This window comes from Chromohalobacter canadensis, from assembly GCF_029544075.1.
Lineage (GTDB): Bacteria > Pseudomonadota > Gammaproteobacteria > Pseudomonadales > Halomonadaceae > Chromohalobacter > Chromohalobacter canadensis_A.
In genome coordinates, this window is sequence record NZ_JAJQJH010000001.1 from 340376 (window position 1) to 367249 (window position 26874).

The following is a 26874-nucleotide window of genomic DNA, read 5'->3' on the forward strand; positions in this document are numbered from 1 at the left end:
GATCGCCAGGACGTGGGTACGGCGCAGCGCCTCGGCGGGATAGAGGTACGTGGTCTGCTGCGAGATCAGACTCAACTCGCCCAGCGTGCCGCCGCGCTCGACGCAGCGGATCGTTCCAGGTGGCCGTCGTCGGTGGCACGCAACAGCCGCACGGCGTCAGATGGCGAATTGTGCAACGGGCAGGAATGCATAGTCGCTCCCCTCCATCACCGGCATGTCGCCGGGCACCACGAGATAACCGTCCGCCTGACAGGCCGCGCCGAGCATGGCCGAACCCTGGCCGCCGGCCAGCCGGGCCGTTGGCTCGAATTCCGTATGCTCGACAACGACGCGCAGCAACTCGCAGCGCCCGTGCGTGGCACGACGGCTGAACCCCGCCTTGACGGAAAACTGCTGAAGCGGGCGCGGACGCCGGCCCTGGCAGGCCTGTACGAAGACCTGTCCCAGCACCTGCCAGGTCACCAGTGCCGCGACCGGGTTGCCGGGCAGACCGAGCAGCGGCACGTTGCCGTCGGCCCCATGGAGACGGCCGAAGGCGAAGGGCTTGCCGGGCTTCATCGCAACACCGTGGAAAATCAGCTCGCCGAGCTCGGCGAGCACCGGGCGAACGTGGTCCTCCTCGCCGGCCGAGACGCCACCGGTACAGATCACCACGTCGGCACGGTCACGCGCCTGGCATAGTGCCTCGCGCAGCGCGGCGGCGGTATCGGCAACGATGCCCAGGTCGACGACGGTGCAGTCCTGCTGCTGGAGCAGGGCGTCGAGCATGACGCGGTTGCTGTTGTAGAGCTGGCCCGAGGCCAGGGGCGTGCCCGGCTCGACCAGCTCGTCGCCGGTGGAGATCAGCGCCACCCTGAGGCGGGCGAAGACTTCGACCTCGACGATGCCCTGGCTGGCCAGCAATGCCAGGCCGGCGGCGTCGAGGCGCTGGCCGGCGGGCAACAGCGGCGCGCCTGCGAGGCACTCTTCGCCGCGTTGGCGGATATTGGCGCCGGGTAGTGCTTCGCCCTGGACATGCACGCGGCCCCAATCATCGATGTGGCAGCGTTCCTGCGGGACGACGCAGTCGGCGCCGGCCGGGAGCGGCGCGCCGGTGAAGATGCGTGCACAGCCGCCCTCGCCAAGCGGGGCCGGCGCGCAGCCCGCCGGAATGCGCTGGAGCACCGGCAGACCGTCGTGAGGGGCTGCGAGATCGGCAATGCGCAGCGCATAGCCATCCATGGCGCTGTTGTCGGCGCCGGGCATGGCTAGGCGGGCACTGATCGGCGCGGCGAGGATGCGCCCCAGCGCGGCATTGCGCGGGCAGCGTTCACGCGCTACCGGTGGATGCGCGGCGGCCAGCAGGCGTCGGCGGGCGTCTTCCAGATCGAGAAGGCCGGGAGTGAGGGTAGCGCAGCTGACGCAACTCATGCTGGCTTCTCCTCGACGCGCTCCGCGGCCACTGGCGTTGTGGCGGGTTGCCGACTGACACAGGGCGTGGCATCGGGGCGAACCATGGCGACGAAATTGCAGGGCCGGGTGCGGGCGTCGAGCTGCGAGGCGAGGATGCCGTCCCAGGCGGTGGCACAGGCCTTGGGCGAGCCCGGCAGGGCGAACACCAGGGTGTGGTTGGCCACCCCGCCGATGGCCCGGGACTGGATCGTCGAGGCGCCGATATCGCCATGGGATATCTGCCGGAACAGCTCGCCGAAGCCGTCGATGGCCTTGTCGAACAGCGGCGCAAGCGTCTCGGGGGTGGTGTCGCGTGGCGTGAAGCCGGTGCCGCCATTGACCAGCACGGCATGGATGCCGTCGCGGGCGATCCACTCGGAAACCACCGCGCGGATACGGTAGATGTCGTCCGGCACGATGCGCCGCTCGCCCAGCCAGTGGCCGGCCGCGATGAGGCGTGCGCAGAGCAGGTCGCCGCTGCCGTCGCGGTCGAAGCCACGGGTGTCCGAGACTGTCAGCACCGCGATGTTGAGCGGCACGAAGGGCGCATCGGCGTGAATGTGGGCCATGGAATCCTCCTCGTCCACCCGTGGGTGGCGGCAATATGAAATTACGGAGCGCGTCTGTGAATGACTTACTGCATCAGTGCGCCGGTACTCTCGTCGTCCAATGCAACGCCGCTCACGCCCAGGCGCGCTTCCAGCGCCAGCAGGTAGTGACGCAGCGCGCGGCGTGTGGCCTGTTCGCGCAGGGTGTGACGGACCCGGTCAGCGGCCTCGGCATAGGGCTGGGCGTGGCCACCCTCGCGGCAATCGAGGCTCACCACATGCCAGCCGTAGCGCGAGGCCAGCGGCCGATCATGCAGTCCTTCGGGCAGGCGCTGCAGTGCGCGATCCAGTTCGGCGACGGTCTGCCCCGGTGTCAGCCAGCCTAACTCGCCGCCGTCATCCTTCGACGGGCACGCGGAGTGGCGTTGGGCGAGTTCGCTGAAGCGCTCGGGGGTCGACTGCAACTCGGCGATGAGCGTCCGGCCCAGACGGTACTGACGATCGCGGGCCTCGGCATCGTCCGGGGCGGCGGCCAGCAGAATATGGCGTACCGCCAGGCGCAGCGGTTCGCTGAAGCGCTCGGCGTTGGCCTCGAAGTAGCGTTGACAGTCGGTTTCGGCGGGCTCGGGTACCTCTAGTTCCGTGTCCAGTAGGGCGGCCAGGGCCGCCTCTTCGCCATCCTCGACGTCCCAGCCCAGCTCGTCGCAGCGCTGGCGCAGCAGCTCGCGCACGACCAGGGCGCGCGCCGCCTGCAATTGGGCTTCTTCCACGGAGTCGGCCTGATGGTACTGCATCTCCCGGGCGATCTCGTCGGCGGGGATGTTCACGTCGCCGACCCACACCGGCGGGATCGCCATGGTCTGCGCGTTGTCGGGCAGGGTTTCGAGTGAAATCAGTTGCATGGGATTGCCCTCATTCATGCTTTACGACGCACGATTTGATAACGGCGACCAATGTAGCCCAGCGGCGCGCTCCACACGTGCACCAGACGGGTGAACGGGAACACCAGCACGATGGTCAGGCCGAGCAGGATGTGCAGCTTGTAGACCAGCCCGATCTCGGCCAGATGCTCGGCGGCGCCACCCTTGAAGAACACGATGGACTGCGCCCACTCGGCCAGCTCCAGCATCGCGCCGCCATCCAGATGCCCCATCGCCGGGATGATGGTCAACAGCCCCAGCGACACCTGGGCGACCAGCAGCGCCAGGATCACGATGTCGGCACGGCTGGAGGTGGCCCGCACACGCGGGTTGGTCAGGCGGCGATGCAGCAGCATGGCGCCGCCGGTCAGGCACATCAGCCCAGCGATGCCGCCGACGATGATGGCGATGATCTGCTTGCTGCCGGCGCTGATGAACGGTGCATAGACCCAGTGCGGGGTGAGCAGGCCGACCAGGTGCCCGAAGAAGATCACCAGGATGCCGATGTGGAACAGGTTGCTGGCGAGGCGCATCTGTCGCTTGGAGAGCATCTGGCTGGAGCCGGTCTTCCAGGTGTACTGGCCATGGTCGAAGCGCAGCAGGGAGCCGGCCAGGAAAATGGTGCCCGCCACGTAGGGATACAGGCCGAACAACAGTTCATTGAGATAGTTCATGACGGCAGGCTCCTGACTTAGTGACCTGGGGCGGCGTTGACGGTGGATGGAACGATGCGGATCGGCACGTCTTCCTGGAACTGGCGCTTGAGCTCCGCCTGACGACGGCCGGTGGCGGACTGCAGTGCGCAATCCTCATCGGAGGTCGCGTTGAAGCGTACGGCTTCTTCTTCCCACACCGCGTCGAGGGCGGCGGGGGTATCGTCGCGCGCTTCCTGGCTGACGGCCTCGGTGTGCTCGTCGATGGCGGCGTCAGCGCCGACCATGGCCAGCAGCGCGGTGGGCACTAGCGTATAGTCGGACTCGCGTTCGCGCAGGCGGGCGGCGAGTAACCCGAGAATGTGGGCGATGTCGCTGAGTTGCTGGGCTATGTCGGCCTCGTCACGGGTCGACAGGTATTCGAGGAATACCGGCAGGTAGTCCGGCAACTCGCGGGCGCGGAGTTCGAAGCCGGCCTGACGGTACTGTTCGAGCAGGTCGACCATGGCCTGGCCACGGTCGCGGGACTCGCCGTGGACGTGCTCGAACAACAGCAGCGAGGTCGATCGGCCCTTGTCGAACAGCGCCACGTAGTCGGCCTGCAGGTCGAGCAGGTCGGTGGCGGCGATGCGCCCGATCCAGCCATGCAACGCGGCGCGCTGAGGATGGCTCAGGTGGTCTTCGTTGGCGATGACGCTCTGCATTTCAGCGGCGGCCAGCTGCAGCTCACCGGTGGGGTAGTCGAGCAGACGGGCAAGGACGATCAGACTACGCATTGGACTCTTCCTCCGGCGCGGGACGTTTCGGTGTCGGCGTGTAATGGTTGACGGCTTCGGGCGTGGCCGGAGCCGTGGGCTCGTCATCTGGATGTGTCATCGGCTTGACCAGCGTGGCGGTTTGCTTGCGTGCGCCGAACAGGCTGGCATCGCTGTCGCCGCCGTGGCAGCCGTTGCCGAACGAGAAGCCGCAGCCGCCGCGTTCGGGGAAGGCTTCGCGGGCCTGCTCACGGTGGCTGGTGGGGATCACGAAGCGGTCCTCGTAGTTGGCGATGGCCAGGTAGCGGTACATTTCCTCGACCTGGGCTTCGGTCAGGCCCACGGCGTCGAGCACCTCCTCGGCTTTGTGGCCGTCGACCTGCTGGGCACGCTTGTACAGACGCATCGCCATCAGACGCTTGAGGGCGAGCACCACGGGTTCTTCCTCGCCGGCGGTGAGCAGGTTGGCGAGGTAGCGCACCGGGATGCGCAGCGACTCGATGTCGGGCAGCACGCCGTCGCTTTCGATATACCCGGCCTCGGCGGCGGACTGGATCGGCGACAGCGGCGGCACGTACCACACCATCGGTAGGGTGCGATATTCCGGGTGCAGCGGCAGCGCTAGCCCCCAATCCATGGCCAGCTTGTAGACCGGCGAGGCCTGGGCGGCCTTGAGCACGTTCTCGGGGATGCCGTCACGCTTGGCCTGGGCGATCACTTCGGGGTCGAAGGGGTCGAGGAAGATCTCGCGCTGGCGGTGGTAAAGGTCGCGCTCGTCGGGAGACGACGCCACTTCCTGGATACGGTCGGCGTCGTACAGCAACACGCCGAGATAGCGGATGCGGCCCACGCAGGTCTCGGAGCAGACCGTCGGCATGCCGGACTCGATGCGCGGGTAGCAGAAGATGCACTTCTCGGATTTTCCGGTTTTCCAGTTGTAATAGATCTTCTTGTACGGGCAGCCCGAGATGCACATACGCCAGCCGCGGCATTTGTCCTGATCGATCAGCACGATGCCGTCTTCCTCGCGCTTGTAGATCGCGCCACTCGGGCAAGATGCCACGCATGTCGGGTTGAGGCAGTGCTCGCATAGGCGCGGCAGGTACATCATGAAGGTGTTCTCGAACTGGCCGTAGATATCGGCCTGGATCTTCTCGAAATTCTTGTCCTTGCGGCGCTTGGAAAACTCGGTGCCGAGGATCTCTTCCCAGTTGGGGCCCCACTCGATCTTGTTCATGCGCTGACCGGTGATGGCGCTGCGCGGGCGCGCTACCGGCTGATGCTGGCCTTCGCCGGCCTTGTGCAGGTGCTGGTAGTCGAAGTCGAACGGCTCGTAGTAGTCGTCGATCTCGGGCAGGTCGGGGTTGGCGAACAACTTGGCCAGTACCCGGTAACGCCCGCCGATACGCGGCTGGATGGAGCCGTTCCTGTTGCGCAACCAACCGCCTTTCCACTTCTGCTGGTTCTCCCATTCCTTGGGGTAGCCGACGCCGGGCTTGGTCTCGACGTTGTTGAACCAGGCGTACTCGACCCCCTCGCGGCTGGTCCAGACGTTCTTGCAGGTCACCGAGCAGGTGTGGCAGCCGATACACTTGTCGAGGTTGAGGACCATGCCCACCTGTGAGCGAATTTTCATATCACGGTCTCCGCGGTAGTTATGTCTTCAACCAGTCGGCAGCGTTGCATCAGGGCCAGGCAGTTTCGCCGGCTCAGCCCGCTGCACGATGTCTCCCTGGACCCGTTGAAGCGTCTTTTCGAAAGCCACTTTGGGCTTTTCGGTGAGGCGGGTTTTTGACTCGAATCAAGTCGTCGAGCCCGCCGTTCGGTGCCGGGGTGCTGGGTACTCCCTTGGAGGTAGAATCGCCGTTCACAGCAAGTTACTGTTTCCTCGATGTTTTATGCCGGTATCTATACCTTGGGGGGTAGGCGATAAACGAGGGGAGCTCTTTGGGGGTAGGGAGAACTGCGGAAAGAGCGGGCGGGCAGCAGCAATGAAGAGAGCCGGCGGATGCCGGCTCTCTTAATCCACGCGTTTGATCAGACTGGGATCAGCACGGTGTCTCGGCATTCCTGCGGGTGTAATAGAACCAAGTCAGGCTCATGCAGATCACATAGAAGACGATGAAGCCGTAGAGTGCCGCTTCCGCTCCGCCGGTCAATGCGATGGAACTGCCGAAGGTCTTGGGGATGAAGAAGGCACCGTAGGCGGCGATCGCCGAGGTGAAGCCGATGGTTGCCGCTGATTCCTTGTCGCCCTGTTGGCGTTGCGCCGCACTATCAAGATTCGGCATAAGGCGCGCCACCTCCTGACGGAAGATCTCGGGAATCATCTGGAAGGTACTGGCATTGCCCACCCCGGTAAAGAAGAACAGCAGCAGGAACATGGCGAAGAAGCCCCAGAAAGCGCCCGGCTGGTCCTTGATGCCGAGGAAGAACAGCACCCCGGCGACACAGGCGATCATACCGGCGAACACCCACAGTGTGACCCGGGCGCCGCCGAAGCGATCCGAGACCCAGCCGGTGCCGGCACGCGACAGCGCCCCCACCAGTGGCCCCAGGAAGGCGAATTTGAGTACGTCGACCTCGGGGAACTGATTGGCTGCCAGCAACGGAAAACCAGCCGAATAACCGATGAAGCTGCCGAAGGTACCGGTATAGAGCATGCACATCAGCCAGTTGTGCTTGCGTTTGAAGATGACTGACTGATCCTTGAACGAGGAGCGCGCGCTGGCGATATCGTTCATGCCGAACCAGGCTGCCGCGGTACCGAGCAGGATGAACGGCAGCCAGATGAAGCCGGCGTTCTGCAACCACAGGCGCTGGGTGTCCCCCAGCGTCTGCGGCTCACCGCCCAGCGCACCGAAGACCCCGGCGGTGATCACCAGCGGCACCACGAACTGCATGACGCTGACCCCCAGGTTGCCCAGCCCGGCATTGAGCGCCAGGGCGTTGCCCTTCTCGCGCTTGGGATAGAAAAACGAGATGTTGGCCATGCTGGAAGCGAAGTTGCCGCCGCCGAACCCGCATAGTAGTGCCACAATCAACATGACCAGATAGGGGGTGTCCGGGTTCTGCACCGCAAAGCCGATCCACAGCGCCGGCAGCGCCAGCGAGGCGGTCGACAGCGCGGTAAAGCGTCGGCCGCCGACGATTGGCACCATGAAACTGTAGAAGATGCGCAGTGTGGCGCCGGACAAACCCGGTAGCGCGGCCAGCCAGAACAACTGGTTGGAGGTGTAGTCGAAACCCACCTGGGGCAGTTTGGCGACCACCACCGACCAGACCATCCATACGCAGAAGGCCAGCAGCAGACAGAAAATGGAGATCCACAGGTTGCGGGTGGCAATGGACTTGCCGACGCTCCCCCAGAACTCGGTGTCCTCGGGTCGCCAGTCGGTGAGTACCCGCGACTGCTCACCTTTGTGTAGCGTGTTGTCCATGGACATGCTCGTTATCTCCTGATAGTTGCTCTTGGCGACCGGGGCCCAGCGCTCCGGTTGCACCGTTTTCGTGGTTAGGTTCGGGCATCCGTCTCCCCGGTCTTCCGACGGTTTCCGCCCGGCGATTCCTGGACTTCCGGCAGGTATCGATAGCGCTCCTCCGAGAGCTCGGGGATGCGCCGGCGCTCCATGCGCCGGATCGCCATGTGCATCCAGACCAGGGAAACGGCGACGAGCACGAACATCACCATGTAGGAGGTGGTCCACACGCCCGTGAGGTCGAGTACGATTCCGAAGGTAATGGGCAGGAAAAAGCCACCCAGGCCGCCGATCATACCCACCAGACCACCGACGGAGCCGACGTGATTCGGGTAGTAGACGGGGATGTGCTTGTAGACGGCCGCCTTGCCCAGGGACATGAAGAAACCGAGCAACACCGTGAGCACTACCACGCCCCACAGAGGCATCGCCAAACTGAACTCGATCAGGCCTTCCTTGCCCTGAATAGCGTATCGAGTCTCCGGGTAGGCGAGCAGGAACAGGCATACCAGCGAGACAATGAAGGTCAGATACATTACCGCGCGGGCACCGAAACGATCGGAGAGGTAGCCGCCAAAGGCCCGGAACACGCTTGCCGGCAGCGAATACAGCGCCGTGAGAGTGCCGGCGACCGCGATGCTCACGTCGTAAGCGCCGACGTAGTAGCGCGGCAGGTAGGAGGCGAGGGCGACGAAGCCGCCAAACACGAAGAAGTAGTAGAGCGCGAAGCGCCATACCTGGGGGTGACGCAAAGGCTCGAGTTGGGTGAGTGCGGAGGTGCCATGTGCGCCGGCACGGCGACGGGCCATCGTCATCGGGTCTTCCTTGGTGAATACCCAGAAAACCACCGCCATGATCGCCAGGACCACGGCGTAGATCACCGCCGTGTGCTCCCAGCCGAGGGCGATCAGCAGAAACGGGGCACCGAAATTGGTGATCGCCGCGCCCACGTTACCGGCGCCGAAGATCCCCAGTGCGGTGCCTTGGTGCTCTTCCTCGAACCAGTAGGAGGTGTAGGCAATCCCTACGATGAACGACCCGCCGGCCAGACCCACACCGAGCGCGGCGATCAGGAACATCCAGTAGGTCTCCACATAGGAGAGCAGGAATACGCACACCGAGGTCACGAGCATGAGGATGCTGAACACCCGGCGGCCGCCGAGTTGTTCGGTCCAGATACCGAGGAAGATCCGGCTGATGGAGCCGGTCAGCACAGGGGTTGCGACCAGGATGCCGAACTCCGTCTCGCTGAGGCCGAGATCCTGCTTGATCCTCACGCCGATAATCGAAAAAATCGTCCACACCGCAAAGCACACGGTGAACGCTACAGTGCTCAGCGACAGTGCCCGATACTGATCGGGCCTCGTTACGCCTTCCAGATTCTTCATGATAGCCTTCCTGACACGAAAGAAATGATCGAGTGGGATTCAGGACGAGAACGGATAATATGCTTGACTTGTTGGCTTGCCATCGCGAGCCCTCCCGCTGGAACCTGAGGCCACCATAGGCACGGTGCACTCGACCGTTGTTGACGCGAATCAAGGGAGCTCATGGGGCGGGCGGGGTAGGCTAGCGTGGCTACCCCCTAAGAGGTAGCCAGATATTTTTATTCATCGTTTTGTTTTATAAGCATTTTTAACAAGCATGGGGTCACGCTGAGGTCCGCTGAAGCGGTAGCGAGGCATAGGTGGTAGTCCCGTCTGGAGCGCGCATGCCTCAGTCCATTACACGTTCATTGATCTTCCGGGCCGGCCTGGCCATGGTGGGGATCGTCGTTCTCGCCCTGACTAGCATGCTGGGCTCGATCATGATCGCCGAGACCGCCGGCGGCGATGCCGCTGCCATCAACCAGGCCGGCACCCTGCGCATGCAGGCCTACCGTCTGCTGAGCACGCACCTGCAGGCCCCAGTGGATGGCGAGGTGCTGCGCCAGCGGATCGAGCGCTTCGATGCCGACCTGACCAGCCCGGTCATCACTGCATTGATTCCCGACGGTCCGCAGCATCCCCTGGCCCAGCGCTATGCCAGCGTGACCGAGATGTGGCAGGACATGCTGCGTCCGGCCCTGCTGGATACCGAGGCACGTCCTCCCCAGGCGCTGGCTGACCAGATCGTCCAGTTCGTCAGCGAGATAGACAATCTGGTCGGCCAGTTGCAGCGGGAAGCCGAATCGCGCATCCAGATGCTGCGCCTGTTGCAAGGTATCGTCCTGTTCCTGACCCTGGTGCTGGTCCTCGTGGCCATGTACAAGCTGGTCAACGACGTGGTGCCGCCACTGCGCGAGCTGTTCCACGTGGTCAATCGGGTGCGTCACGGCGACTTCGCGGGACGATTGGCTTATGAAAACAACGATGAACTGGGTCTGATCTCGCGCACTATCAATCAGATGAACGAAAGTTTGTCGCGAATGTATGCGGAACTCGAGCAGCGGGTGGAGGCCAAGACAGCCGAACTCAAGCGCAGCAACGAGTCGTTGCGACTGCTCTACGAGGCCGCCCGACAGCTCAACAGCTCGACCCCGGGCAGTGAGGATTTCCGCGACGTGCTCGAGCGTCTGGAGCAGGTCACGGGCCTCGGTCCGATTACCCTGTGCTTGTCGCAGGGCGAGGCCGAGCGCGCCTATCAGCGTATTTCCACGCAGCTGGGCGATCGCCCCGATTTCTGCCAGGCCCCGGACTGCGGCCCCTGCCTGAGTGGCGAGCGTGTTCCCCCGCGGGTGCGACCGGTGGTGGTCAGCGAGTCCGACCGCCGCTATGGCGTGTTGTTGATGCAGCACCCGGCGGGAACTCCTCCACTGCGCTGGCAGATGGACCTGGTCGAGACCGTGGCGGGGCTGATCGCCACCGCTCTCTCGCTGGCGCAAAACAACGACGAGCAGCGCCGGCTGGCCCTGATGGACGAACGTGCGGTGATCGCCCGGGAGCTGCACGACTCGCTGGCCCAGTCGCTCTCTTACCTGAAGATCCAGGTGGCGCGTCTGCAGTCGCTGATCCGACAGCAGGCTTCACCGGCCGATCAGGATGCGGTCATCGATGAGCTGCGCGAAGGTCTCAGCTCGGCCTACCGCCAGCTGCGCGAGCTGCTCAACACTTTCCGCCTGAAAATGGTCGAGCCAGGGCTCGAGGCTGCGCTCAACGAGACGGTGCGCGAATTCGCCCAGCGCGGTGAAGTGAAAATTCTGTTCGATTACGAGCTGCGGCATTGCCCGCTGACCCCCAACGAGGAGATTCATGTGCTGCAGATTGTGCGCGAGGCGCTATCTAACGTGGTTCACCACGCCAGGGCAGAGAACTGCGATATCCACTTGCAGACCACCGAATCGGGGCAGGTCAGGGTGTCTATCCGTGACGATGGGGTGGGCTTGCCCGAGCAGCACGCGCGGCTCAACCACTATGGCACCACGATCATGGACGAGCGTGCGGTCGGCCTGGGCGGCACGCTCGAGATGCACAATCGCGCCGAAGGGGGCACGCAAGTAGTGCTGTGTTTCACCCCGCAGGTCACCGCCGGGAGCGAATCGGTTACTCTGCTGGGAGGCGTCCAATGAGCGAAACACGCATCCTGATCGTCGACGATCATCCGCTGTTCCGGCGCGGTGTGCGCCAACTGGTCGAGATGGACCCGGGCATGACCATCGCCGGCGAGGCATCCAACGGCGTTGAGTCTGTCGAGGCGGCAGGCCAACTCGATCTCGACCTGATCCTGATGGATCTGAATATGGCCAATGTGGACGGGCTCGAAGCCCTGCGCCAGATGCGCAGCAACGGCGTCGATACGCGGATCGTGATGCTCACCGTTTCTGATGCCGACGACGACGTGGTTGCCGCGCTGCGTGCCGGCGCTGATGGCTACCTGCTCAAGGATATGGAGCCCGAGGACTTGCTTGCACGTATCAAGGAGGCCGCCGAGGGCAAGCTGGTGATCAGTCCGCAGCTCGCCGCGATCCTGGCGGGTATCGTCAGTGGCGGCCGTGCGGCGCCCGCCGATGCGTTGTCGTCGCTGACATCGCGTGAGCTCGACATCCTGCGGGCGCTGGCCCGCGGCATGAGTAACAAGATGATCGCGCGGCGGCTCGATATCACCGAGGGTACGGTGAAGGTTCACGTCAAGAACCTGCTCAAGAAACTCGGCCTGCGTTCGCGGGTGGAGGCGGCGGTGTGGGCGGTCAATCATGAGGTTTCGTAACTAGCTACTCCTCGACCTTGCTCAGTGCCGAGTCCTTGTGCATGGCGATGTGATCGGTCTTGTCGCTCTTGATCTCGTACTGCGGTTCGTCCTCGCTGGCATGACGCCTATGTCCCTTGTATTCGGTATCGCGGGTGTGAACACGGATGACCCGACCGCTGACATGGCCCGCCTCCGAGTTCCAGCGGACGCGATCGCCTACCTTGAAACGTTTAGCCATGTTGGCCCTCCATTGCGAGGATTAGTGGAGTCGCTGCATCCAGCATAGACCTCTGTCGGATTACTGAATATCGACGGCATCGCCACGGCGGTCGAACGCCAGGAAGTTATCGATGCTGCCCATCTGCAAGGCTTCGACCATACGCTGAAGGGGGCGTTCGGCCTCTTCGCTGGTCGGCGGGTTCGTGCCGTCACCGGCCAGGGCGGCGACAAAGACGATGTCCCAGGCCACGCCAGTGAGTCGGGATTCCACGACCAGCGATTCCATGTCGCTCAGTTCATCCAGCGTCTTGTCGACGCACAGGGCCGGTGTCAGTACGCCGCCTTCACCCTGTTCGAAGCGTTCGCTCTGCTGGGCGTCAGGGTTGTCGGGCAGTTCGGCCCTGGCGAAGACGAACAGTAGGCGCTGGGGGGCGGGCTGGCTGTGCACTTCGGTTAGAAGCTCTGTGTAGCTGGCAATCGCCATATGGCTTTCCTCAAGAGAATGTTGGCTGGCAGCGCGTGATTTAACACGCGACATAGCCCCACACTGACCGGTCCGGCTTATGGCTTTGATGACTTCAATCAATGTTGGTTGGATATCTAACGAGACTGCGTAAAAAAACACTGTTTTAGGAGTAAGATATGCAGCAATTCTCCTGTGCGCCACTTATGCGCGACAAGAGGCACCAGGGCAACGACGCCGAGCGTGGTTCTTTTAGGGTATTGCCAAAGGGTTGCAGAGATGCCGCATGGCAGTCGATAGCTATTGGTGCAAGACTTTCTTAGTGACCTATCCGGCCCTGCCAACACCATGGACATACTCAATCTCGTTTTTCTGCTCACCCTGGCCGTTGGCGTCAGCCGAATACTGGCCAACATCATCCCCTTGCCCCTGCCTATCCTGCAGATCCTGATGGGTTGCCTGCTGGCTTCACCGCTTTTCGGGATGGAAGTCGAGCTGGACCCCGAGATCTTCATGATGCTGTTCATTCCGCCGTTGCTGTTCTACGACGGCTGGAAGATTCCCAAGAAGGAGTTCACCGATCACGGCGGGCAGATCGCCGCCATGTCGCTGCTGCTGGTGCTGGTCACTGTGGTGGCGGTCGGTTACTTCATCCACTGGCTGTTGCCTTCGATTCCGCTGGCGGCCAGTTTCGCGCTGGCCGCGATCCTGTCGCCCACCGATGCGCTGTCGGTGATCGCCATCGCCCAGGGGCGCCTGCCGCGCCATATGTCGCACCAGCTGGAAGGCGAGGCGATGATGAACGACGCCACGGGGCTGGTCTCGTTCAAGATAGCCATCGCGGCCGCCATGACCGGCGGCTTCTCGTTGCTCTCCGTGTCCGGCGAGTTCCTGATGGTGGCGTTGGGTGGCCTGCTGATCGGTGGCGCGCTGAGCTGGACGGTTGGCAAGATCAAACAGTGGATGACCGCGCGCAACCTCTATGATCCGGCCACCTACGTGGTCACCATCCTGTTGCTGCCGTTCGCGGCGTTCTACCTTGCCGAGCATGCCGGCATGTCGGGCATTCTCTCGGCGGTGGCCGCCGGCATGGTGCAGAGTCGTGTCGACATGCTGCCGGTGAAAACCAGCACCCGCATCCTAAATCGCAGCATCTGGGAAATGCTCGACTTCACCTTCAACGGCGTGGTGTTCCTGCTGCTCGGGCTGCAGTTCCCCGGGATCGTCGAGCGTGTGTGGGCGGATTCCGCCACGCAGAGCTACGCGATGGGTACGCTGGTGCTCTACGCCGTCGTGCTCATGGCGCTGCTGCTGGCGATCCGCTTTGCCTTCATCTATGCCTACCACTGGATCGAGACCCGCCTGCTCAAGCCGCGAGCCAAGGGCGGAGAGAACCAGCCGCTGCTGTTGATCACCACTCTTAGCTCGGTGGCCGGCGTGCGTGGGGCAATTACCCTCGCCGGCGTGCTTTCGGTGCCGTTGTTCATCAATGGCGCGTCTTTTCCCGGGCGCGATCTGATGATCTTTCTGGCGGCCGCGGTGATTATCCTGTCGTTGCTGATCGGCGCGCTGGGCATTCCCTACTTTTTGAAATTCCTGTCGCTGAACGACCTCAAGGAGCACGAACGCGAGTTGCTGAAGGCACGGCAGATCGCCTCCCAGGCCGCTGTCGACTGGCTGGAAGAGTGGTCAAAGGCACAATCGAGCGACGAGCCCGAACCGAAAGGATCGGTGACGGCCCGGATCATCGATTCCTATCGTCAGGAAATGCAGGCGATGGCGATGGAGCGTGACGATCGGGCCGACCAGGCGCATCAGCTTCACCAACTGGAAACGGATTTGCGCATCCGAGCCATTCAAGCCCAGCGCAAGGAACTCTATCGGTTGCGCAAGCGGCGGCATATCGATGAACAGATGCTGCAGACCCTGATTCGCGAACTGGATTACGAAGAGGCTGCGCTTCAGTAGGCATGGGAAAGCCAGTCGCCATGGCGACTGGCTTTTTCGTCAGGATCAGCGGCCGTGTGTCGATGGCCGGCGAGGGGAGAGTGGCTCAAGCCGCATGAGGCGGGCGTGCCCGAAGTGCTCGTAGTGACGCCGCTCGGCGGGCACGCCGAGTTCTTGCAGCGCCTCGTCGATCGCGGTCATGAAGCCCTGTGGATTGACGAAATAGCATTCGGGCGAATCGTCGGGTAGGTAGCGTCCAGCAACTCGCGGTTGACGCGGCCGATGTGGTCGGCCCGGTCGTCCCGTTCCCCCCGTTCGTAGAGTGTCACCGATGTCGATGTGCCGGGGTAACTGGTCGGGTGGTAAACCGTGCCGAACGAAATTGCCCCACTGATGTGGGGCAATTCGTTGGCAGGTGAGTCGCTGGCTTCAGCCTTCCACTTTGGCCTGCACGCTGTCGTTGCCTTCGTCGTCCAGCCAGTCGATGTGGTGCATCTTGCGCACGATGACGAACTCGTCACGGTTGGAGCCCACGGTCCCGTAGTAGTTGAAGCTGTAGGACAACTGGGCGTAGCCGCCGATCATGTGGGTTGGTTTGGGGCAGACGCGGGTCACCGAGTTGTGGATACCGCCACGGGTGCCGGTCACTTCCGATCCGGGCACGTTCACGATGCGCTCCTGGGCGTGGTACATCATCGCCATGCCGTTCTTGACCCGTTGGCTGACCACCGCCCGGGCGGCTATCGCGCCGTTGGCGTTGTACAGCTCGATCCAGTCGTTGTCCTCCACGCCGATGGCACGTGCATCGTCCTCGGACAGCCAGACGATGGGGCCACCGCGCGACAGCGTCAGCATCAACAGGTTATCGCTGTAGGTGGAGTGAATGCCCCACTTTTGGTGCGGGGTGATCCAGTTCAGCGCGATCTCCGGGTTGCCGTTGCTCTTGTGCTCCGTGATGCCGGTCATCGCCTTGGTGTTGATCGGCGGGCGGTAGACCAGCAGGCTCTCGCCGAAGGCACGCATCCAAGGGTGGTCCTGATAGAACTGCTGGCGGCCGGTCACGGTACGCCACGGAATCAACTCGTGGACGTTAGTGTAGCCCGCGTTGTACGACACGTGCTCGTCCTCGAGGCCCGACCAGGTGGGACTGGAGATAATCTTGCGCGGCTGAGCGACGATGTCGCGGAAGCGGATCTTCTCCTCGTGCTTGGGCAGCGCCAGGTGGGCGTGCTCGCGGCCGGTGATCTTGGACAGCTCATTCCAGGCCTTGACCGCCACGTTGCCGTTGGTCTCGGGGGCCAGCGTCAGAATCATCTCGGCGGCATCGATGGCCGTCTCGATGTTCGGACGGCCTGCGGCCGGACCCTCGGTCTTGCGCTGGTTGAGCTTGCCGAGCAACTCGACCTCGGGCTGGGTCTGCCAACTGATGCCCTTGCCGCCGTTGCCCAGGGTGTCGAGCAGCGGACCCACCGAGGTGAAGCGCTCATAGGTCGCCGGATAGTCACGCTGCACCGCGATCAGGTGCGGCAGGGTCTTGCCGGGAATCGGCTCGCACTCGCCTTTCTTCCAGTCCTTGACTTCGGCCTGGGCCAGCTCGGCCGGGGAGTCGTGCTGCATGGGCAGGGTGACGATATCGGTCTCTTGGCCCAGGTGGCCCTCGCAGGCCTTGGAGAAGGCCTTGGCGATGCCCTTGTAGATGTCCCAGTCGCTGCGCGCTTCCCAGGCAGGGTCGGTGGCGGCGGTCAGCGGGTGGATGAACGGGTGCATGTCCGAGGTGTTGAGGTCATCTTTCTCGTACCAGGTCGCCGTCGGCAATACCACGTCAGAGTACAGGCAGGTGGTGGACATGCGGAAGTCCAGGGTCACCAGCAGGTCGACCTTGCCCTCCGGGGCATCATCGTGCCAAGTGACTTCCTCGGGCAGCGTACCGTCCGTGTCGCCCAGATCCTTGCCCTGCAGGCCATGCTTGGTGCCCAGCAGGTACTTGAGCATGTACTCGTGGCCCTTGCCGGAGGAGCCGAGGAGGTTGGAGCGCCACACGAACATGTTGCGCGGGAAGTTCTGTGGGCTGTCCGGGTCCTCGGCGGCGAAGCGCAGGTTGCCGCTCTTGAGCTGGGCAACCACATAATCGGCCGGCTCGAGGCCGGCGACGCGGGCGGCCTCGGCGAGCTGCAGCGGGTTGGTGTCGAGCTGCGGCGCGGAGGGCAGCCAGCCCATGCGCTCGGCGCGCACGTTGAAATCGACCAGGCTTCCCGTGAAGTCCTCGCGACGCGCCATGGGCGAGAGCAGCTCGCTTATTTCGAGCTTCTCGTAGCGCCACTGGCTGGAGTGATTGTAGAAGAACGAGGTGCCGTTCATGTGGCGCGGCGGACGCTGCCAGTCGAGGCCGAAGGCCAGCGGAGTCCAGCCGGTCTGCGGGCGCAGCTTCTCTTGGCCCACGTAGTGCGCCCAGCCGCCGCCGCTCTGGCCGATACAGCCGCACAGGATCAGCATGTTGATCAGGCCGCGGTAGTTCATGTCCATGTGGTACCAGTGGTTCATACCGGCACCAACGATGATCATGCTGCGCCCCCGGGTCTTGTCGGCGGTATCGGCGAATTCGCGCGCAAGGCGGATGGCCTGGGCGGCGGGCACGCCGGTTATCCGCTCCTGCCAGGCGGGGGTGTACGGACGCACCTGGTCGTAGGCGGTGGCGCCGTCGTCCTCGCCCTCGGTGCCCAGGCCGCGGTCGATACCGTAGTTGGCGACCATCAGATCGAACACGGTCACCGCCAGCACCTCGCGACCGTCGGCCAGGGTCAGGCGCTTGGCCGGCAGGTTGTGATAGAGCACGTCGTTGCCAGCGACATGATCGAAATGTTCGTGGGCAATGCCGCCGAAGTAGGGGAAACCGACCCTGGCGACGCTGTCGTGGCTCTCGTCCAGCGACAGCTGCAGGGAGACCTCATTGCCCTCGGCGTCGAGCGGCTCGAGGTTCCAGCGACCCTTGCCGCCTTCCTTTTCACCCCAGCGGAAGCCGATGGAGCCGCGCGGTACCACCAGGCGATTGCCGGTCTCGTCCCAGGCCACGGTCTTCCAATCCGGGTTGTTGTCCTGGCCCAGGTTGGCGTCGAAGTCGCTGGCGCGCAGCTGCTTGCCGGGCGCAAAGCTGCCATCCTCACGGGCCTCCAGCTCGACCAGGAACGGCATGTCGGTATAGCGACGCACGTAGTCGGTGAAATAGGCGCTGGGCTTGGCGAGGTGGAATTCCTTGAGGATCACGTGGCCCATGGCCATCGCCAGTGCCGCGTCGGTGCCCTGCTTGGGGCTCAGCCACTCGTCGCACAGCTTGGCGACCTCGGCGTAGTCCGGGGTAATGGCCACGGTCTTGGTGCCCTTGTAGCGCACCTCGGTGAAGAAGTGGGCGTCGGGTGTGCGCGTCTGCGGGACGTTGGAGCCCCAGGCGATGATGTAGCTGGAGTTGTACCAGTCGGCGGACTCGGGCACGTCGGTCTGCTCGCCCCAGGTCTGCGGCGAGGCCGGCGGCAAATCGCAGTACCAGTCGTAGAACGACAGGCACACCCCGCCGATCAGCGACAGGTAACGTGCGCCGGCGGCATAGGAGACCATCGACATCGCCGGGATCGGTGAGAAGCCGATGATGCGGTCGGGGCCGTACTGCTTGGCGGTGTAGACGTTGGACGCCGCGATCAGGGTTTCCAGCTCGTCCCAGTCGGCGCGCACGAAGCCGCCCATACCGCGAACCTTCTTGTACTGCGCGGTCTTCTCGGGGTTCCCGACGATGGAGGCCCAGGCCAGCACCGGATCGACGTGCTGGGCCAGCGCCTCGCGCCACAGCTTGATCAGGCGCTTGCGCACCAGCGGGTACTTGAGACGGTTGGCGCTGTAGATATACCAGGAGTAGCTGGCCCCGCGCGGACAGCCGCGCGGTTCGTGGTTGGGCAGGTCGGGACGGGTGCGCGGATAGTCGGTCTGCTGGGTTTCCCAGGTGACCAGGCCATTCTTGACGTAGATCTTCCAGCTGCACGAGCCGGTACAGTTCACCCCGTGGGTGGAGCGCACGATCTTGTCGTGCTGCCAGCGGGCGCGATAACCGTCTTCCCAGTCGCGGGTTTCGTCACGGGTCTCGCCATGGCCATTGGCAAATGCCTCTCGGGGCTTGCCCAGATACTGCAGTCGGTCGAGGAAATGGCTCATTATATCTTGCCTCTATGGAGTCCGGTCAGGAGTCAGGGAGTCGTCTCGGTCATATCGCCGGGGCCAATGAGGTATGGCTGCGCCAGCAGGCTTGCCATGGCGAACCTCCCATGCATGAACTGAACCCACCATAAGGAACCTACGTCGGGTCGATTTTGATTTCAGTCAAGTTGGGTAGCGAACTCCTTCGCTTACCTCGCAATATCACCCGGACTACCTCTAAAGGGTTATCGGGGGCTAAGCGGGGGTTGGGTAACATCGTGCTCATGATGTTGCGTAACCCCCGCAGGAAGGAGAAATACGCCATGACCCGCATTGCCACGCTGAGCGAATCGCGCGATAGCTGCCACAACTGTCGTCTGCGCACGCTGTGCCTGCCCGACAATCTGCCGAAGGAAGACATCGGGAAGCTGGAAGGGATCGTGCAGCGTCGCAAGCCGGTATCCCGGGGGGGCTATCTATTCCAGGCCGGGCAGCGTTTCAACTCGATCTATGCGGTGCGCACCGGGGCCGTGAAGACGTCGACCCTGATGGCCAATGGCGACGAACATATCTCGGGATTTCACCTGCCGGGCGAAGTCATTGGCCTCGATGCCATCGTCTCGCGGGATCACCCGTCGAGCGCGATCGCCCTGGAAACGGCCAGTATTTGCGAGATTCCTTACGCCGAACTGGAAACCCTGAGCGAACGCACGCCGGCCCTGCAGCATCGGCTGATGCGCATCATGAGCCGCGAACTGCTCGCCGAGCAGAGCACCAATCATCTACTGTCGCGTCGTTCCGCTGAACAGCGCCTGGCCGTCGTGCTGATCAAGTTCTCGGAGCGCTTCGCCGATCGTGGCCTCTCGGCGTTGCGCTTTCGCTTGCCGATGTCGCGCCTCGACCTGGGCAACTACCTGGGCCTGGTGCCCGAGACCATGAGCCGCACCTTCCGCCGCCTGGAGGAGCAGGGCCTGGTCAGCATCGCCGGAAAGGAGATCGAGATCGTCGATAGCGGCGCGATGAAGGCACTGGCATTCGGCGCAGAAGGTTCACAGACGGCGCGGACCTGAGCGGGAGCGCGATGCATCTCATGGCGGCGTGACTTCAGTCAACCTGGCCGTCCGCAGCGGGCGCTAGAGTGAGTCTGGATATACTCGCTCTGGTAATCGAAATGACCCGCTTCCTCAATCCTGTTCTTCTCGGTAAGCATGATCGTCCGGCTCCGGATTATGGGATCTTTCCCAGCCTGGTCCGCTTTCCTGCAAAGCTCACAGCAGACGACTACCGGCTGGCGGCGCATGGCAGTAACGAAGACCCCATCCCCAAACCATTGACGGCTCATGTGCATGTGCCCGCCAGGTTGGGCCACGAGGTCAATGGGGCGGCTCGCTATCTATCTTACCTCAAGCATGAAATAGCGCTTCAGGGGAGCCTGTTTGATGTCGACCGCTGCATCGAGCAACTTGTTCTGACCGGGAATGGCGCGGGGTGCCTTGGCGATGACCAGTTGGCCGGCCTGATGACCGAGTTGCGTCGCCATTTCGGGCTGAAGCGCAGCCGCGACAGGGACTTTTCGCTGCGCACCGGGCCGAACCGTCTGTCGCCGCAACGCTTGGCCGATTTGATTGCCCTTGGCTTCAACCGGTTCAACATCGATATACGGGATGCCGGGGCCGCGGCGATAGAGCGCCTGGTCGAGATCCAGGCCGCGTCTCGCCAAGCTTATCTTCACCCGCCCACTCTCGAGTTGGCGCTGCGGCTGCCTGGACGGACGCCCGCTGGTTTCTCGGCGCTGCTCGAACGCTTGGTATGCCTACGTCCCGAGCTATTACCCTGTCTCGCGATGTAGGTCACGGCACAGCTGACTGGCCAAGGGGCTCTGGCGGTTCAGTGCCGGGCGATCAGGGCGGCACGCCCGAGCGTAGCGAGACCTTGGCCCTCCTTGTACAAGGTATAGAACGCCTGGTGGCGGAGGGCTACGTACATACAGGCATGGGGCGGCTTGTCCTTTCCAGCGATACGTTGGTAGCAGCGCAACGCCGTGGGTGGTCGCAGCGCTGCCTCGAGGACTATCACCTCCACGGCGATGCCGACTGTATCGGGTTCGGTGTTGGTGCGATCAGCCATGTCGCCGATGGGTACTACCAGAATGGACGAAAATTACCGGACTATTATGCCCGCCTAGACGCCGGCGAGTTGGCCATCTGCCGGGGCTATGAGCTGAACGCCGATGACAGAGTGAGGCGCGATGTCATCCAACGCCTCATGGGAAGCGGCGACGTCCCTTATACGGCTATCGAGAAACGCCATCGCATCGTGTTTCGCAACTATTTCGCCCCCGAGCTGCTGGCCCTGCAGGAGATGGCCGGCGATGGTCTGGTCGACATCCGACGTGATCGTATTGCACTGACGCCACCGGGACGGTTACTGCCGAACCGTCTCGCCATGGTCTTCGACGGCGCCTTCAGCGAATCGAAACCGCGGTACTTGCAGATGGTTTGAAGATGGTTTGATCGGCGCTGCCACGTTGACATCGTGCGGAGGGCGCCGTTGTCTTGAAGGGGACGGCGGTTGACGATGAGTTATCAATGCTCGGGGGCGCGCGGGGCCTGAAAAATGTCGCTGTTGCTATCGCCATGTACCGTCAGGAAGCCTACGAGGCCTTTCTCGACACGGGCCAGGGCGTGGTCCACCAACGTATATTTACCTGGATAATCGACCTTGAACTCGACCATGGCGGTGCTGCCTGGGGGGACTGAGATGGTCTGCACATCGGTCAGCGGAGGACTGGTCAACGATCCTAGGTTGTAAACCTTGTCGAAGGTCTCACCGATGATATGAAAACTGGACGTTTTGTTGGGGCCGCCGACGCCGAAGAAGATACGCACGGTTTCGCCGACTCTGGCTTCCATCTTGTGGATGCCGGTTAATGCGCCAACCGCGCCGTTGAACGTGAAATAGTCGGGTCTTTCGGCGAGTAGTTTGTCGAGCGAAAATGCTTGAAGACCTGAGCTACCGTGCGGCTCTCGGGTATAGATTTCGCCCTGCATCACATAGAACTCTCTGTCTACCGGCGTCAGACCTCCTTCGGGCTCGACCAGGATCATGCCGTACATGCCGTTGGCGATATGCTGAGCTACCATCGGCGTCGCGCAGTGATAGACATAAAGCCCCGGCTTCAGGGGCTTGAAGGTAAAACGCCTGGATTGCCCCGGAGCGACTTGTGTAACCTTGCCGCCGCCACCGGGGCCGGTAGCGGCATGCAGGTCTATCGAGTGGATATGATGGCTGCTTGCGTCATTGGTCAGATTGACGGTGACTGTGTCGCCCACCCGAACACGCAGAAAGGGACCGGGTACCTTGCGATTGAAGGTCCAGTATGTGTAGCTTGAGTCATCCGCAAGGTGGCCGGTGGCCTCGCTGGCTTCCAGATTCAGTGTGACATGCCGGGGGGCGCGCGTGCCGACAGGCCGGCCCACTGCAGTAGGGGACTGTGAAATGGTGGCCGTATCGCCGCCAGGCCCTTCCTGTTTGGCCCCTTTCTGTTCTGTCTCTTTCCGTTCTCTTTCTTCCTGTTTGGGATCAACGATGAACCGGCCGGTCATGCCCATAGACTTGTGACCGGGCAGGGAGCAGTGATACTCGAATGTCCCGCTGTGGTCGGCTTTGAAGACGATCGTGGTTGTCGCCCCTTGGGTACCGATACGCTCCGAATCGACATTGAATTCGGACACCACGATATCGTGAATTGCGCCATCCCCGTTGATCAGCTCGATCTGGACGATAGCGCCCTCGGGAGCGTTGAGATCGGGATTGACCTGCCCCTTGATAGCACCGCTTTCGCCGACGAAGGCCCAGTGGTCGTCGACGATAGCCGTGCGCAATGTGTAGCTTACGTCCGGTGCCGCATCGCTGGAAACGTCGCGACTTTCTTGCGCCGCGAGGCTCGTATCGAACACCAGTCCGATCAGGAAGAAAAGTATGCAAGCGATCGACTGGCGAGGGGCTGCATTCATCAAGGTCTTATCCTTGCTGAGACGAACTTGAAATATGCCCGAAAAATAACACTCCAAGGGGGCTCCATGATTGATTCGACTCAAGGAAGCTCGACTTCGGGTTCGCCGATTTTCAGACAGAGCGTAGCCAGGAAAGCGGATGGTGATTGATGGCTACCCCGACGATATACATGAAGATGGCGATCGCGACGAGTGCCGCCGCGGCGCGGATAGTCGGCGTCCTGCCGCGCTTGATGGCCAGGGTGCCAATGATGATGTAGGCCACCAGGCCGACCAGCTTGGCCGCCAGCCACGGGTGCTGGGTAGGCCAGGCTTTCGACATGGCCATCAGTGTGATACCCGCCGCCAGCAGTACCGTATCGATTAGATGCGGCAACACCTTCACCCAGCGCTGCCGACGTCGCGGCGACTCCCTTACCGACCACCAGGCGCGCAGGCTGAATAGCGCCAGACTGAGAGCGGCGGCGGTGATGTGGATCTGCTTGATCAGGGAATAGTCCATACTAATTCTCAGTACGAAGGAGTGGCGGTGGCGGACGCTCAATCGCGACGGACTCGAAATACGACGCGAGTCGCGAGACCAGCAGATCCAAGGCATGGTCCGAGGGGGCGCCAGCCGGAGGCCGTGCCTGGTTCGGATTGAGGCACTTTTGAAGAACATAATGGCGTACACCGCAATCGGCCAGTGACATGGCCAGCCTCTCCAGGTCGCGCAGCGAAAAGGTACGCCAGTGTAGGGACGTGCGGCACTCCAGCTCGATCCTGCTATCCAGCAACAGTGCCAGACTCTGCATATTGCGGTGCCATATACCTTTCTTTTCGCGGGTGTGGCCGGCCTTCATGCTCCAGCCTCTGATGTCGAGTCTTACCCAATCCAGCCAGGGAAGCGCCTTGGACAGGCGCTTCGGGTAGAGGCCTGTCGTGTGCAACCCGGTGTCGAAATCGCGAGACTTGATGTCGTGTAGCGCCGTAGGTAGTTCGTGGTGAAGCGTCGGTTCGCCACCACCGATCACCACCCCATCCAACAGGCCATGCCGACGATCGAGCAAAGCGCATACGTCTCGCCATTCATATGGCTTGTTGCGCTGGTGTGGCGTCATTCGCACGTTGTGGCAATACCCACACCTTGGCGAGCCGTCCCGCAGGAATATCGCACAGGCTCGACGCTTGGGAAATTCCTGTGTCGTCAGTGGTACCAGGCCAACGATCGGCAGGGAGGCGGAAGAGACATTGATAAACATGGGGTTTTCCATATGTGTCATGGCTCTTGTGGTCGGAGACGGGGGCGACTTCGAGGGAGAAGGATGAACCCTGGGGACTCGGAGTCCTCGATATATCAGCTGAGAGCCGCCTTCTGGTGGCTGTTGTCCATGCCGGGACGGCCGTGCCAGAAGCCGTCGCAGATATCGGCATCGACCAGAGCCAATGGGTCGGGCGTGGGTTGCTCGCCCCGTCGCGCGGCGTCGAAAGCGGCGACTACCTTGGCCATGCCTTCGGCGCGGGGGCTCAGGTGTGCCACGCCGACGCCCATATCGGCCATGTCGCCTACCTCGTGGCGCAGATCCTGGCAGGCTCCGGAAAGGGTTTGGATGCCGTTCAGCGTGAAGACCTCCTTCGACTCCTGAGAGCGCAGCGGTAGCCCTTCGGGATGCTTCTGGCACACGAACTGGCAGCGGTCCTTGGGCTTCCGGTAGCGCCGGGCGGTGAAGCAGCGCGACGACCAGGCCAACGGCAGGTGGCCGTAGGCGAACACTTCGCAGGGCTGGTCGAGTCCCTCGGCACGGCAGTCGGCGAGCAGGCGGGCCAGGTCGTCGCGCGACATCTCCACCGGGGCGTGCCAGCGCTGCATGCCGGCGCGGGCCATGACGCCGATCGTTGCCGGGTTGTAGAGGTTGAGCGCAGCCCCGGCGATGAAGGGCGCACGGGCGGCGGATAGGTGATGCAGGGCGCTCTGGTCGTTGGCCTCGATGATGAACTCGCCGTTGTCGCACAGCTTGCGCAGGTCGCGCAGATCGGCCTCGGATTCGATCAGCGTCTGGCTCGACAGCACTACCTGCTTGCCGCTCTGGGTCAGTTCGCGGCCTAGCCCTAACCAGTCGTCGAGCTTCATGTCGCGACGACGCGAGCAGACCGACTCGCCCAGGTAGACGATCTCTACCGGCCAGTCGGCGGCCTCGCGATAGAAGTTGGCGTAGCGCTCGAGGGTCCAGTAGAAGAGCACCGGGCCCAGCGACAATTGCAGCGTCTCGGGGATGGACATGACTCTCTCCTATTTCCAACTGCGTTCGTAGGCGCCCAGGGTGGTGGTCGCGCCCTCGGAGACTTCGCCGAGACCGGCTACCCAGGCGGGATCGGGATGGAAGCGCTCGGGGGTGCGTTCGAGGCGGTCGAGCGCCTGACGCCAGATATCGGCGACCTTCGAAACGTAGGCGGGGCTGCGTTGGCGCCCCTCGATCTTCACCGCACTGATGCCCAGCTCGGCAAGCTCCGGCAACAGTTCCAGAGTGTTGAGGCTGGTGGGCTCTTCGATGGCATGGTAGGTCTCGCCGCCCACCTCGAAGCGCCCCTTGCACAGGGTGGGGTAACCGGCCCGCTCACCCTCGCCGTAGCGGTCGATCAGCACGCCGTTCAAGCGCGACTCGAGCCCCTCGGTGGTTTCCTCCCAGCGCACATGGGCCGCCGGCGAGCAGACCCCGCGGGTGTTGGGCGATTCCCCGGTGAGGTAGGAGGAGAGATAGCAGCGCCCCTCGGCCATGATGCACAGGCTGCCGAAGGCGAATACCTCGAGCTCCACCGGGCTCTGCCTGGCCAGGTCGCGCACTTGGGTGATGGAGAGTACCCGTGGCAGCACGGCGCGTGTGATGCCGAACTGGTCGTGATAGAAGCGTAGCGCCTCATGGCTGGTGGCCGAGCCCTGTACCGAGAGGTGGCGGGCCATGTCGGGATGGCGCCGGGCAGCGTAGTCGAGTAGCCCCATGTCGGCCAGGATCAGCGCGTCGACGCCGAGTTCGGCGGCCTGATCCACGGCGCGGGTCCACTGCACCCAGCCGTCGGGCTGCGGATAAGTGTTGATGGCGCAGAACACCCGCGTACTACGGGCATGAGCGTAGTCGATACCCTCGCGAGCGCGCTTGTCGGTGAAGTTGAGGCCGGCGAACTGTCGGGCGTTGGTGGCGTTCTGGAAGCCGAAATAGACGGCATCGGCGCCTTCGTCCACGGCCCGTTTCAGGGCGGGCAGGTTGCCAGCCGGGCAGACGAGTTCCATGTCGCTCTCCTCGTGGTTTCAAAGCCCGACCATTTTAGTCGAGTATTCGACGTCGACTGTTGATTCTGGTCATGGCGAAGTGTGGTTCGTGAATGATGGCTCAGTCGCGCAGTTCGAGCCTTTCGAAGGTGGGGCGTAGCGTCGTGAGTAGCGATTCCAGGGCCTCGCCGTCAGGGCGTCGTGGCGGTGGGGTGGCATAGCTGGGGTCCAGGCACTGCCCCGTGCGCGCCAACTGGATGGCATAGCGAGCGACGCCGCGTTCGGCGAGATCGAGCGCCAGCCGCTGCAGGCTCGCCAGGTCGAAATCGCGCCAATGCACCGTGGTGCGGCACTCGAAGGGAATGCCGCTCTCCAGCAGCAATGCCAGGCTGCGCTCATGGGCGGCAGCCATGCCGGGGCGACCGACGATGCGGTCGAAATCGGCGTCGGCTCCCTTGACGTCCAGTCCCACCCAGTCGAGCCAGGGCAACAGTGCCTGCAAGCGCCGTGGATAGACCCCGGCGGTATGCAGCCCCACCTTGAAGCCCAGGGTGCGGGCCCGCTCGGCGGCTGCGGGAAGGCCGGCATGCAGCGTGGGCTCGCCACCGCTGAACACGACGGCTTCCAGCAGGCCCTGGCGGCGTTCGAGAAACGCCTCGATCTTGGCCCACTCCTCGGGGGTGGCCTTGCGCGGTTCGAGCATCTGCGGGTTGTGGCAGTAGCCACAACGCAGCGGGCAGCCCTGCAGAAAGATCACACAGGACAGGTGGTCGGGGTAGTCCAGGGTGGTCATGGGCGTGAGGCCGGCCACGGGCAGCCGTAGCCGGTGAGTATCGGTGTCGGTCATGGCCTA

At 63.2% G+C, this 26874-nt stretch carries 24 protein-coding genes; 7 read left to right on the forward strand and 17 right to left on the reverse strand.

Annotated elements, in window-relative coordinates; genetic code table 11:
• Positions 1 to 156 precede the first annotated feature (156 nt).
• The 8 genes from LUN51_RS01700 to LUN51_RS01735 form a co-directional block, all read right to left on the reverse strand.
• On the reverse strand, positions 157 to 1410 hold the full coding sequence (locus LUN51_RS01700) for a molybdopterin molybdotransferase MoeA (protein WP_277809869.1): 1254 nt from the start codon (positions 1408 to 1410) through the stop codon (positions 157 to 159).
• Positions 1407 to 2000: a molybdenum cofactor biosynthesis protein B gene (gene moaB / locus LUN51_RS01705; RefSeq protein WP_277809870.1), complete on the reverse strand. Its 594-nt coding sequence runs from the start codon at positions 1998 to 2000 to the stop codon at positions 1407 to 1409. The genes LUN51_RS01700 and moaB overlap by 4 nt, the downstream gene beginning before the upstream one ends.
• 65 nt (positions 2001 to 2065) lie before the next feature.
• On the reverse strand, positions 2066 to 2881 hold the full coding sequence (locus tag LUN51_RS01710; RefSeq protein ID WP_277809871.1) for a peptidylprolyl isomerase: 816 nt from the start codon (positions 2879 to 2881) through the stop codon (positions 2066 to 2068).
• Between the two features lie 14 nt (positions 2882 to 2895).
• Positions 2896 to 3573, reverse strand: coding sequence for a respiratory nitrate reductase subunit gamma (narI, locus tag LUN51_RS01715; RefSeq protein WP_097021968.1), 678 nt, complete (start codon positions 3571 to 3573; stop codon positions 2896 to 2898).
• 17 nt (positions 3574 to 3590) lie between these two features.
• Positions 3591 to 4328 (reverse strand): nitrate reductase molybdenum cofactor assembly chaperone, encoded by a 738-nt coding sequence (gene narJ, locus LUN51_RS01720; protein WP_097021967.1) that lies wholly within the window; start codon positions 4326 to 4328, stop codon positions 3591 to 3593.
• A complete protein-coding gene (gene narH, locus LUN51_RS01725) occupies positions 4321 to 5943 on the reverse strand; it encodes a nitrate reductase subunit beta (protein WP_097021966.1) in 1623 nt (540 codons plus the stop codon). The genes narJ and narH overlap by 8 nt, the downstream gene beginning before the upstream one ends.
• 412 nt (positions 5944 to 6355) lie before the next feature.
• On the reverse strand, positions 6356 to 7753 hold the full coding sequence (locus tag LUN51_RS01730) for a NarK family nitrate/nitrite MFS transporter (protein ID WP_075368173.1): 1398 nt from the start codon (positions 7751 to 7753) through the stop codon (positions 6356 to 6358).
• 68 nt (positions 7754 to 7821) lie between these two features.
• Positions 7822 to 9174: an MFS transporter gene (locus tag LUN51_RS01735; protein ID WP_097021965.1), complete on the reverse strand. Its 1353-nt coding sequence runs from the start codon at positions 9172 to 9174 to the stop codon at positions 7822 to 7824.
• Between the two features lie 323 nt (positions 9175 to 9497).
• On the opposite strand from LUN51_RS01735, the gene LUN51_RS01740 reads away from it, so the two are divergent.
• Together LUN51_RS01740 and narL are read left to right on the forward strand one after the other, a co-directional pair.
• On the forward strand, positions 9498 to 11333 hold the full coding sequence (locus tag LUN51_RS01740) for a histidine kinase (RefSeq protein ID WP_097021964.1): 1836 nt from the start codon (positions 9498 to 9500) through the stop codon (positions 11331 to 11333).
• A complete protein-coding gene (gene narL / locus LUN51_RS01745; protein ID WP_277809872.1) occupies positions 11330 to 11971 on the forward strand; it encodes a two-component system response regulator NarL in 642 nt (213 codons plus the stop codon). Before LUN51_RS01740 ends, narL begins: the two co-directional genes overlap by 4 nt.
• Positions 11972 to 11975: 4 nt before the next feature.
• On the opposite strand, the gene LUN51_RS01750 is transcribed toward narL, so the two are convergent.
• Entirely contained in the window at positions 11976 to 12191 is a 216-nt protein-coding gene (locus tag LUN51_RS01750; protein WP_097021963.1) for a DUF2945 domain-containing protein, read from the reverse strand.
• Positions 12192 to 12251: 60 nt separating this feature from the next.
• Positions 12252 to 12656 carry a ribonucleotide reductase subunit alpha gene (locus tag LUN51_RS01755; RefSeq protein ID WP_277809873.1) on the reverse strand — a complete coding sequence of 135 codons (405 nt, stop codon included), beginning with the start codon at positions 12654 to 12656 and terminating at the stop codon, positions 12252 to 12254.
• A 285-nt stretch (positions 12657 to 12941) separates the two neighbouring features.
• Here LUN51_RS01755 and LUN51_RS01760 point away from each other — a divergent pair, with 285 nt between their 5' ends.
• Both LUN51_RS01760 and LUN51_RS01765 read left to right on the forward strand, forming a co-directional pair.
• Positions 12942 to 14603, forward strand: coding sequence for a Na+/H+ antiporter (locus LUN51_RS01760; RefSeq protein ID WP_277809874.1), 1662 nt, complete (start codon positions 12942 to 12944; stop codon positions 14601 to 14603).
• A gap of 105 nt (positions 14604 to 14708) precedes the next feature.
• On the forward strand, positions 14709 to 14831 hold the full coding sequence (locus tag LUN51_RS01765; protein ID WP_277809875.1) for a hypothetical protein: 123 nt from the start codon (positions 14709 to 14711) through the stop codon (positions 14829 to 14831).
• Between the two features lie 180 nt (positions 14832 to 15011).
• On the opposite strand, the gene LUN51_RS01770 is transcribed toward LUN51_RS01765, so the two are convergent.
• Complete coding sequence (locus tag LUN51_RS01770) at positions 15012 to 18779, reverse strand: nitrate reductase subunit alpha (protein ID WP_277809876.1); 3768 nt, start codon at positions 18777 to 18779, stop codon at positions 15012 to 15014.
• Positions 18780 to 19084: 305 nt separating this feature from the next.
• Between LUN51_RS01770 and fnr the strand changes: the two genes are divergently transcribed.
• From fnr to LUN51_RS01785, 3 genes are all read left to right on the forward strand, one after another.
• The gene (gene fnr / locus LUN51_RS01775) at positions 19085 to 19831 is read left to right on the forward strand and encodes a fumarate/nitrate reduction transcriptional regulator Fnr (protein ID WP_178999285.1); all 747 of its coding nucleotides are present in this window, start codon (positions 19085 to 19087) and stop codon (positions 19829 to 19831) included.
• 101 nt (positions 19832 to 19932) lie between these two features.
• Complete coding sequence (locus LUN51_RS01780) at positions 19933 to 20610, forward strand: hypothetical protein (protein WP_277809877.1); 678 nt, start codon at positions 19933 to 19935, stop codon at positions 20608 to 20610.
• A 41-nt stretch (positions 20611 to 20651) separates the two neighbouring features.
• Entirely contained in the window at positions 20652 to 21263 is a 612-nt protein-coding gene (locus LUN51_RS01785) for a hypothetical protein (protein ID WP_277809878.1), read from the forward strand.
• An 83-nt stretch (positions 21264 to 21346) separates the two neighbouring features.
• Here the strand turns inward: LUN51_RS01785 and nirK are convergent, their stop codons facing one another.
• The 6 genes from nirK to LUN51_RS01815 all read right to left on the reverse strand — a co-directional run bounded on the left by nirK (position 21347) and on the right by LUN51_RS01815 (position 26868).
• Positions 21347 to 22777: a copper-containing nitrite reductase gene (gene nirK, locus LUN51_RS01790; protein ID WP_277809879.1), complete on the reverse strand. Its 1431-nt coding sequence runs from the start codon at positions 22775 to 22777 to the stop codon at positions 21347 to 21349.
• Between the two features lie 112 nt (positions 22778 to 22889).
• Complete coding sequence (locus tag LUN51_RS01795) at positions 22890 to 23279, reverse strand: SirB2 family protein (RefSeq protein WP_277809880.1); 390 nt, start codon at positions 23277 to 23279, stop codon at positions 22890 to 22892.
• Position 23280: 1 nt separating this feature from the next.
• On the reverse strand, positions 23281 to 24018 hold the full coding sequence (locus LUN51_RS01800; protein ID WP_097022241.1) for an anaerobic ribonucleoside-triphosphate reductase activating protein: 738 nt from the start codon (positions 24016 to 24018) through the stop codon (positions 23281 to 23283).
• 95 nt (positions 24019 to 24113) lie between these two features.
• On the reverse strand, positions 24114 to 25037 hold the full coding sequence (locus LUN51_RS01805; protein WP_277809881.1) for a U32 family peptidase: 924 nt from the start codon (positions 25035 to 25037) through the stop codon (positions 24114 to 24116).
• 9 nt (positions 25038 to 25046) lie between these two features.
• On the reverse strand, positions 25047 to 26042 hold the full coding sequence (ubiU, locus tag LUN51_RS01810; RefSeq protein ID WP_097021954.1) for a ubiquinone anaerobic biosynthesis protein UbiU: 996 nt from the start codon (positions 26040 to 26042) through the stop codon (positions 25047 to 25049).
• A 100-nt stretch (positions 26043 to 26142) separates the two neighbouring features.
• On the reverse strand, positions 26143 to 26868 hold the full coding sequence (locus LUN51_RS01815) for an anaerobic ribonucleoside-triphosphate reductase activating protein (protein ID WP_097021953.1): 726 nt from the start codon (positions 26866 to 26868) through the stop codon (positions 26143 to 26145).
• Between the last annotated feature and the right edge of the window lie 6 nt (positions 26869 to 26874).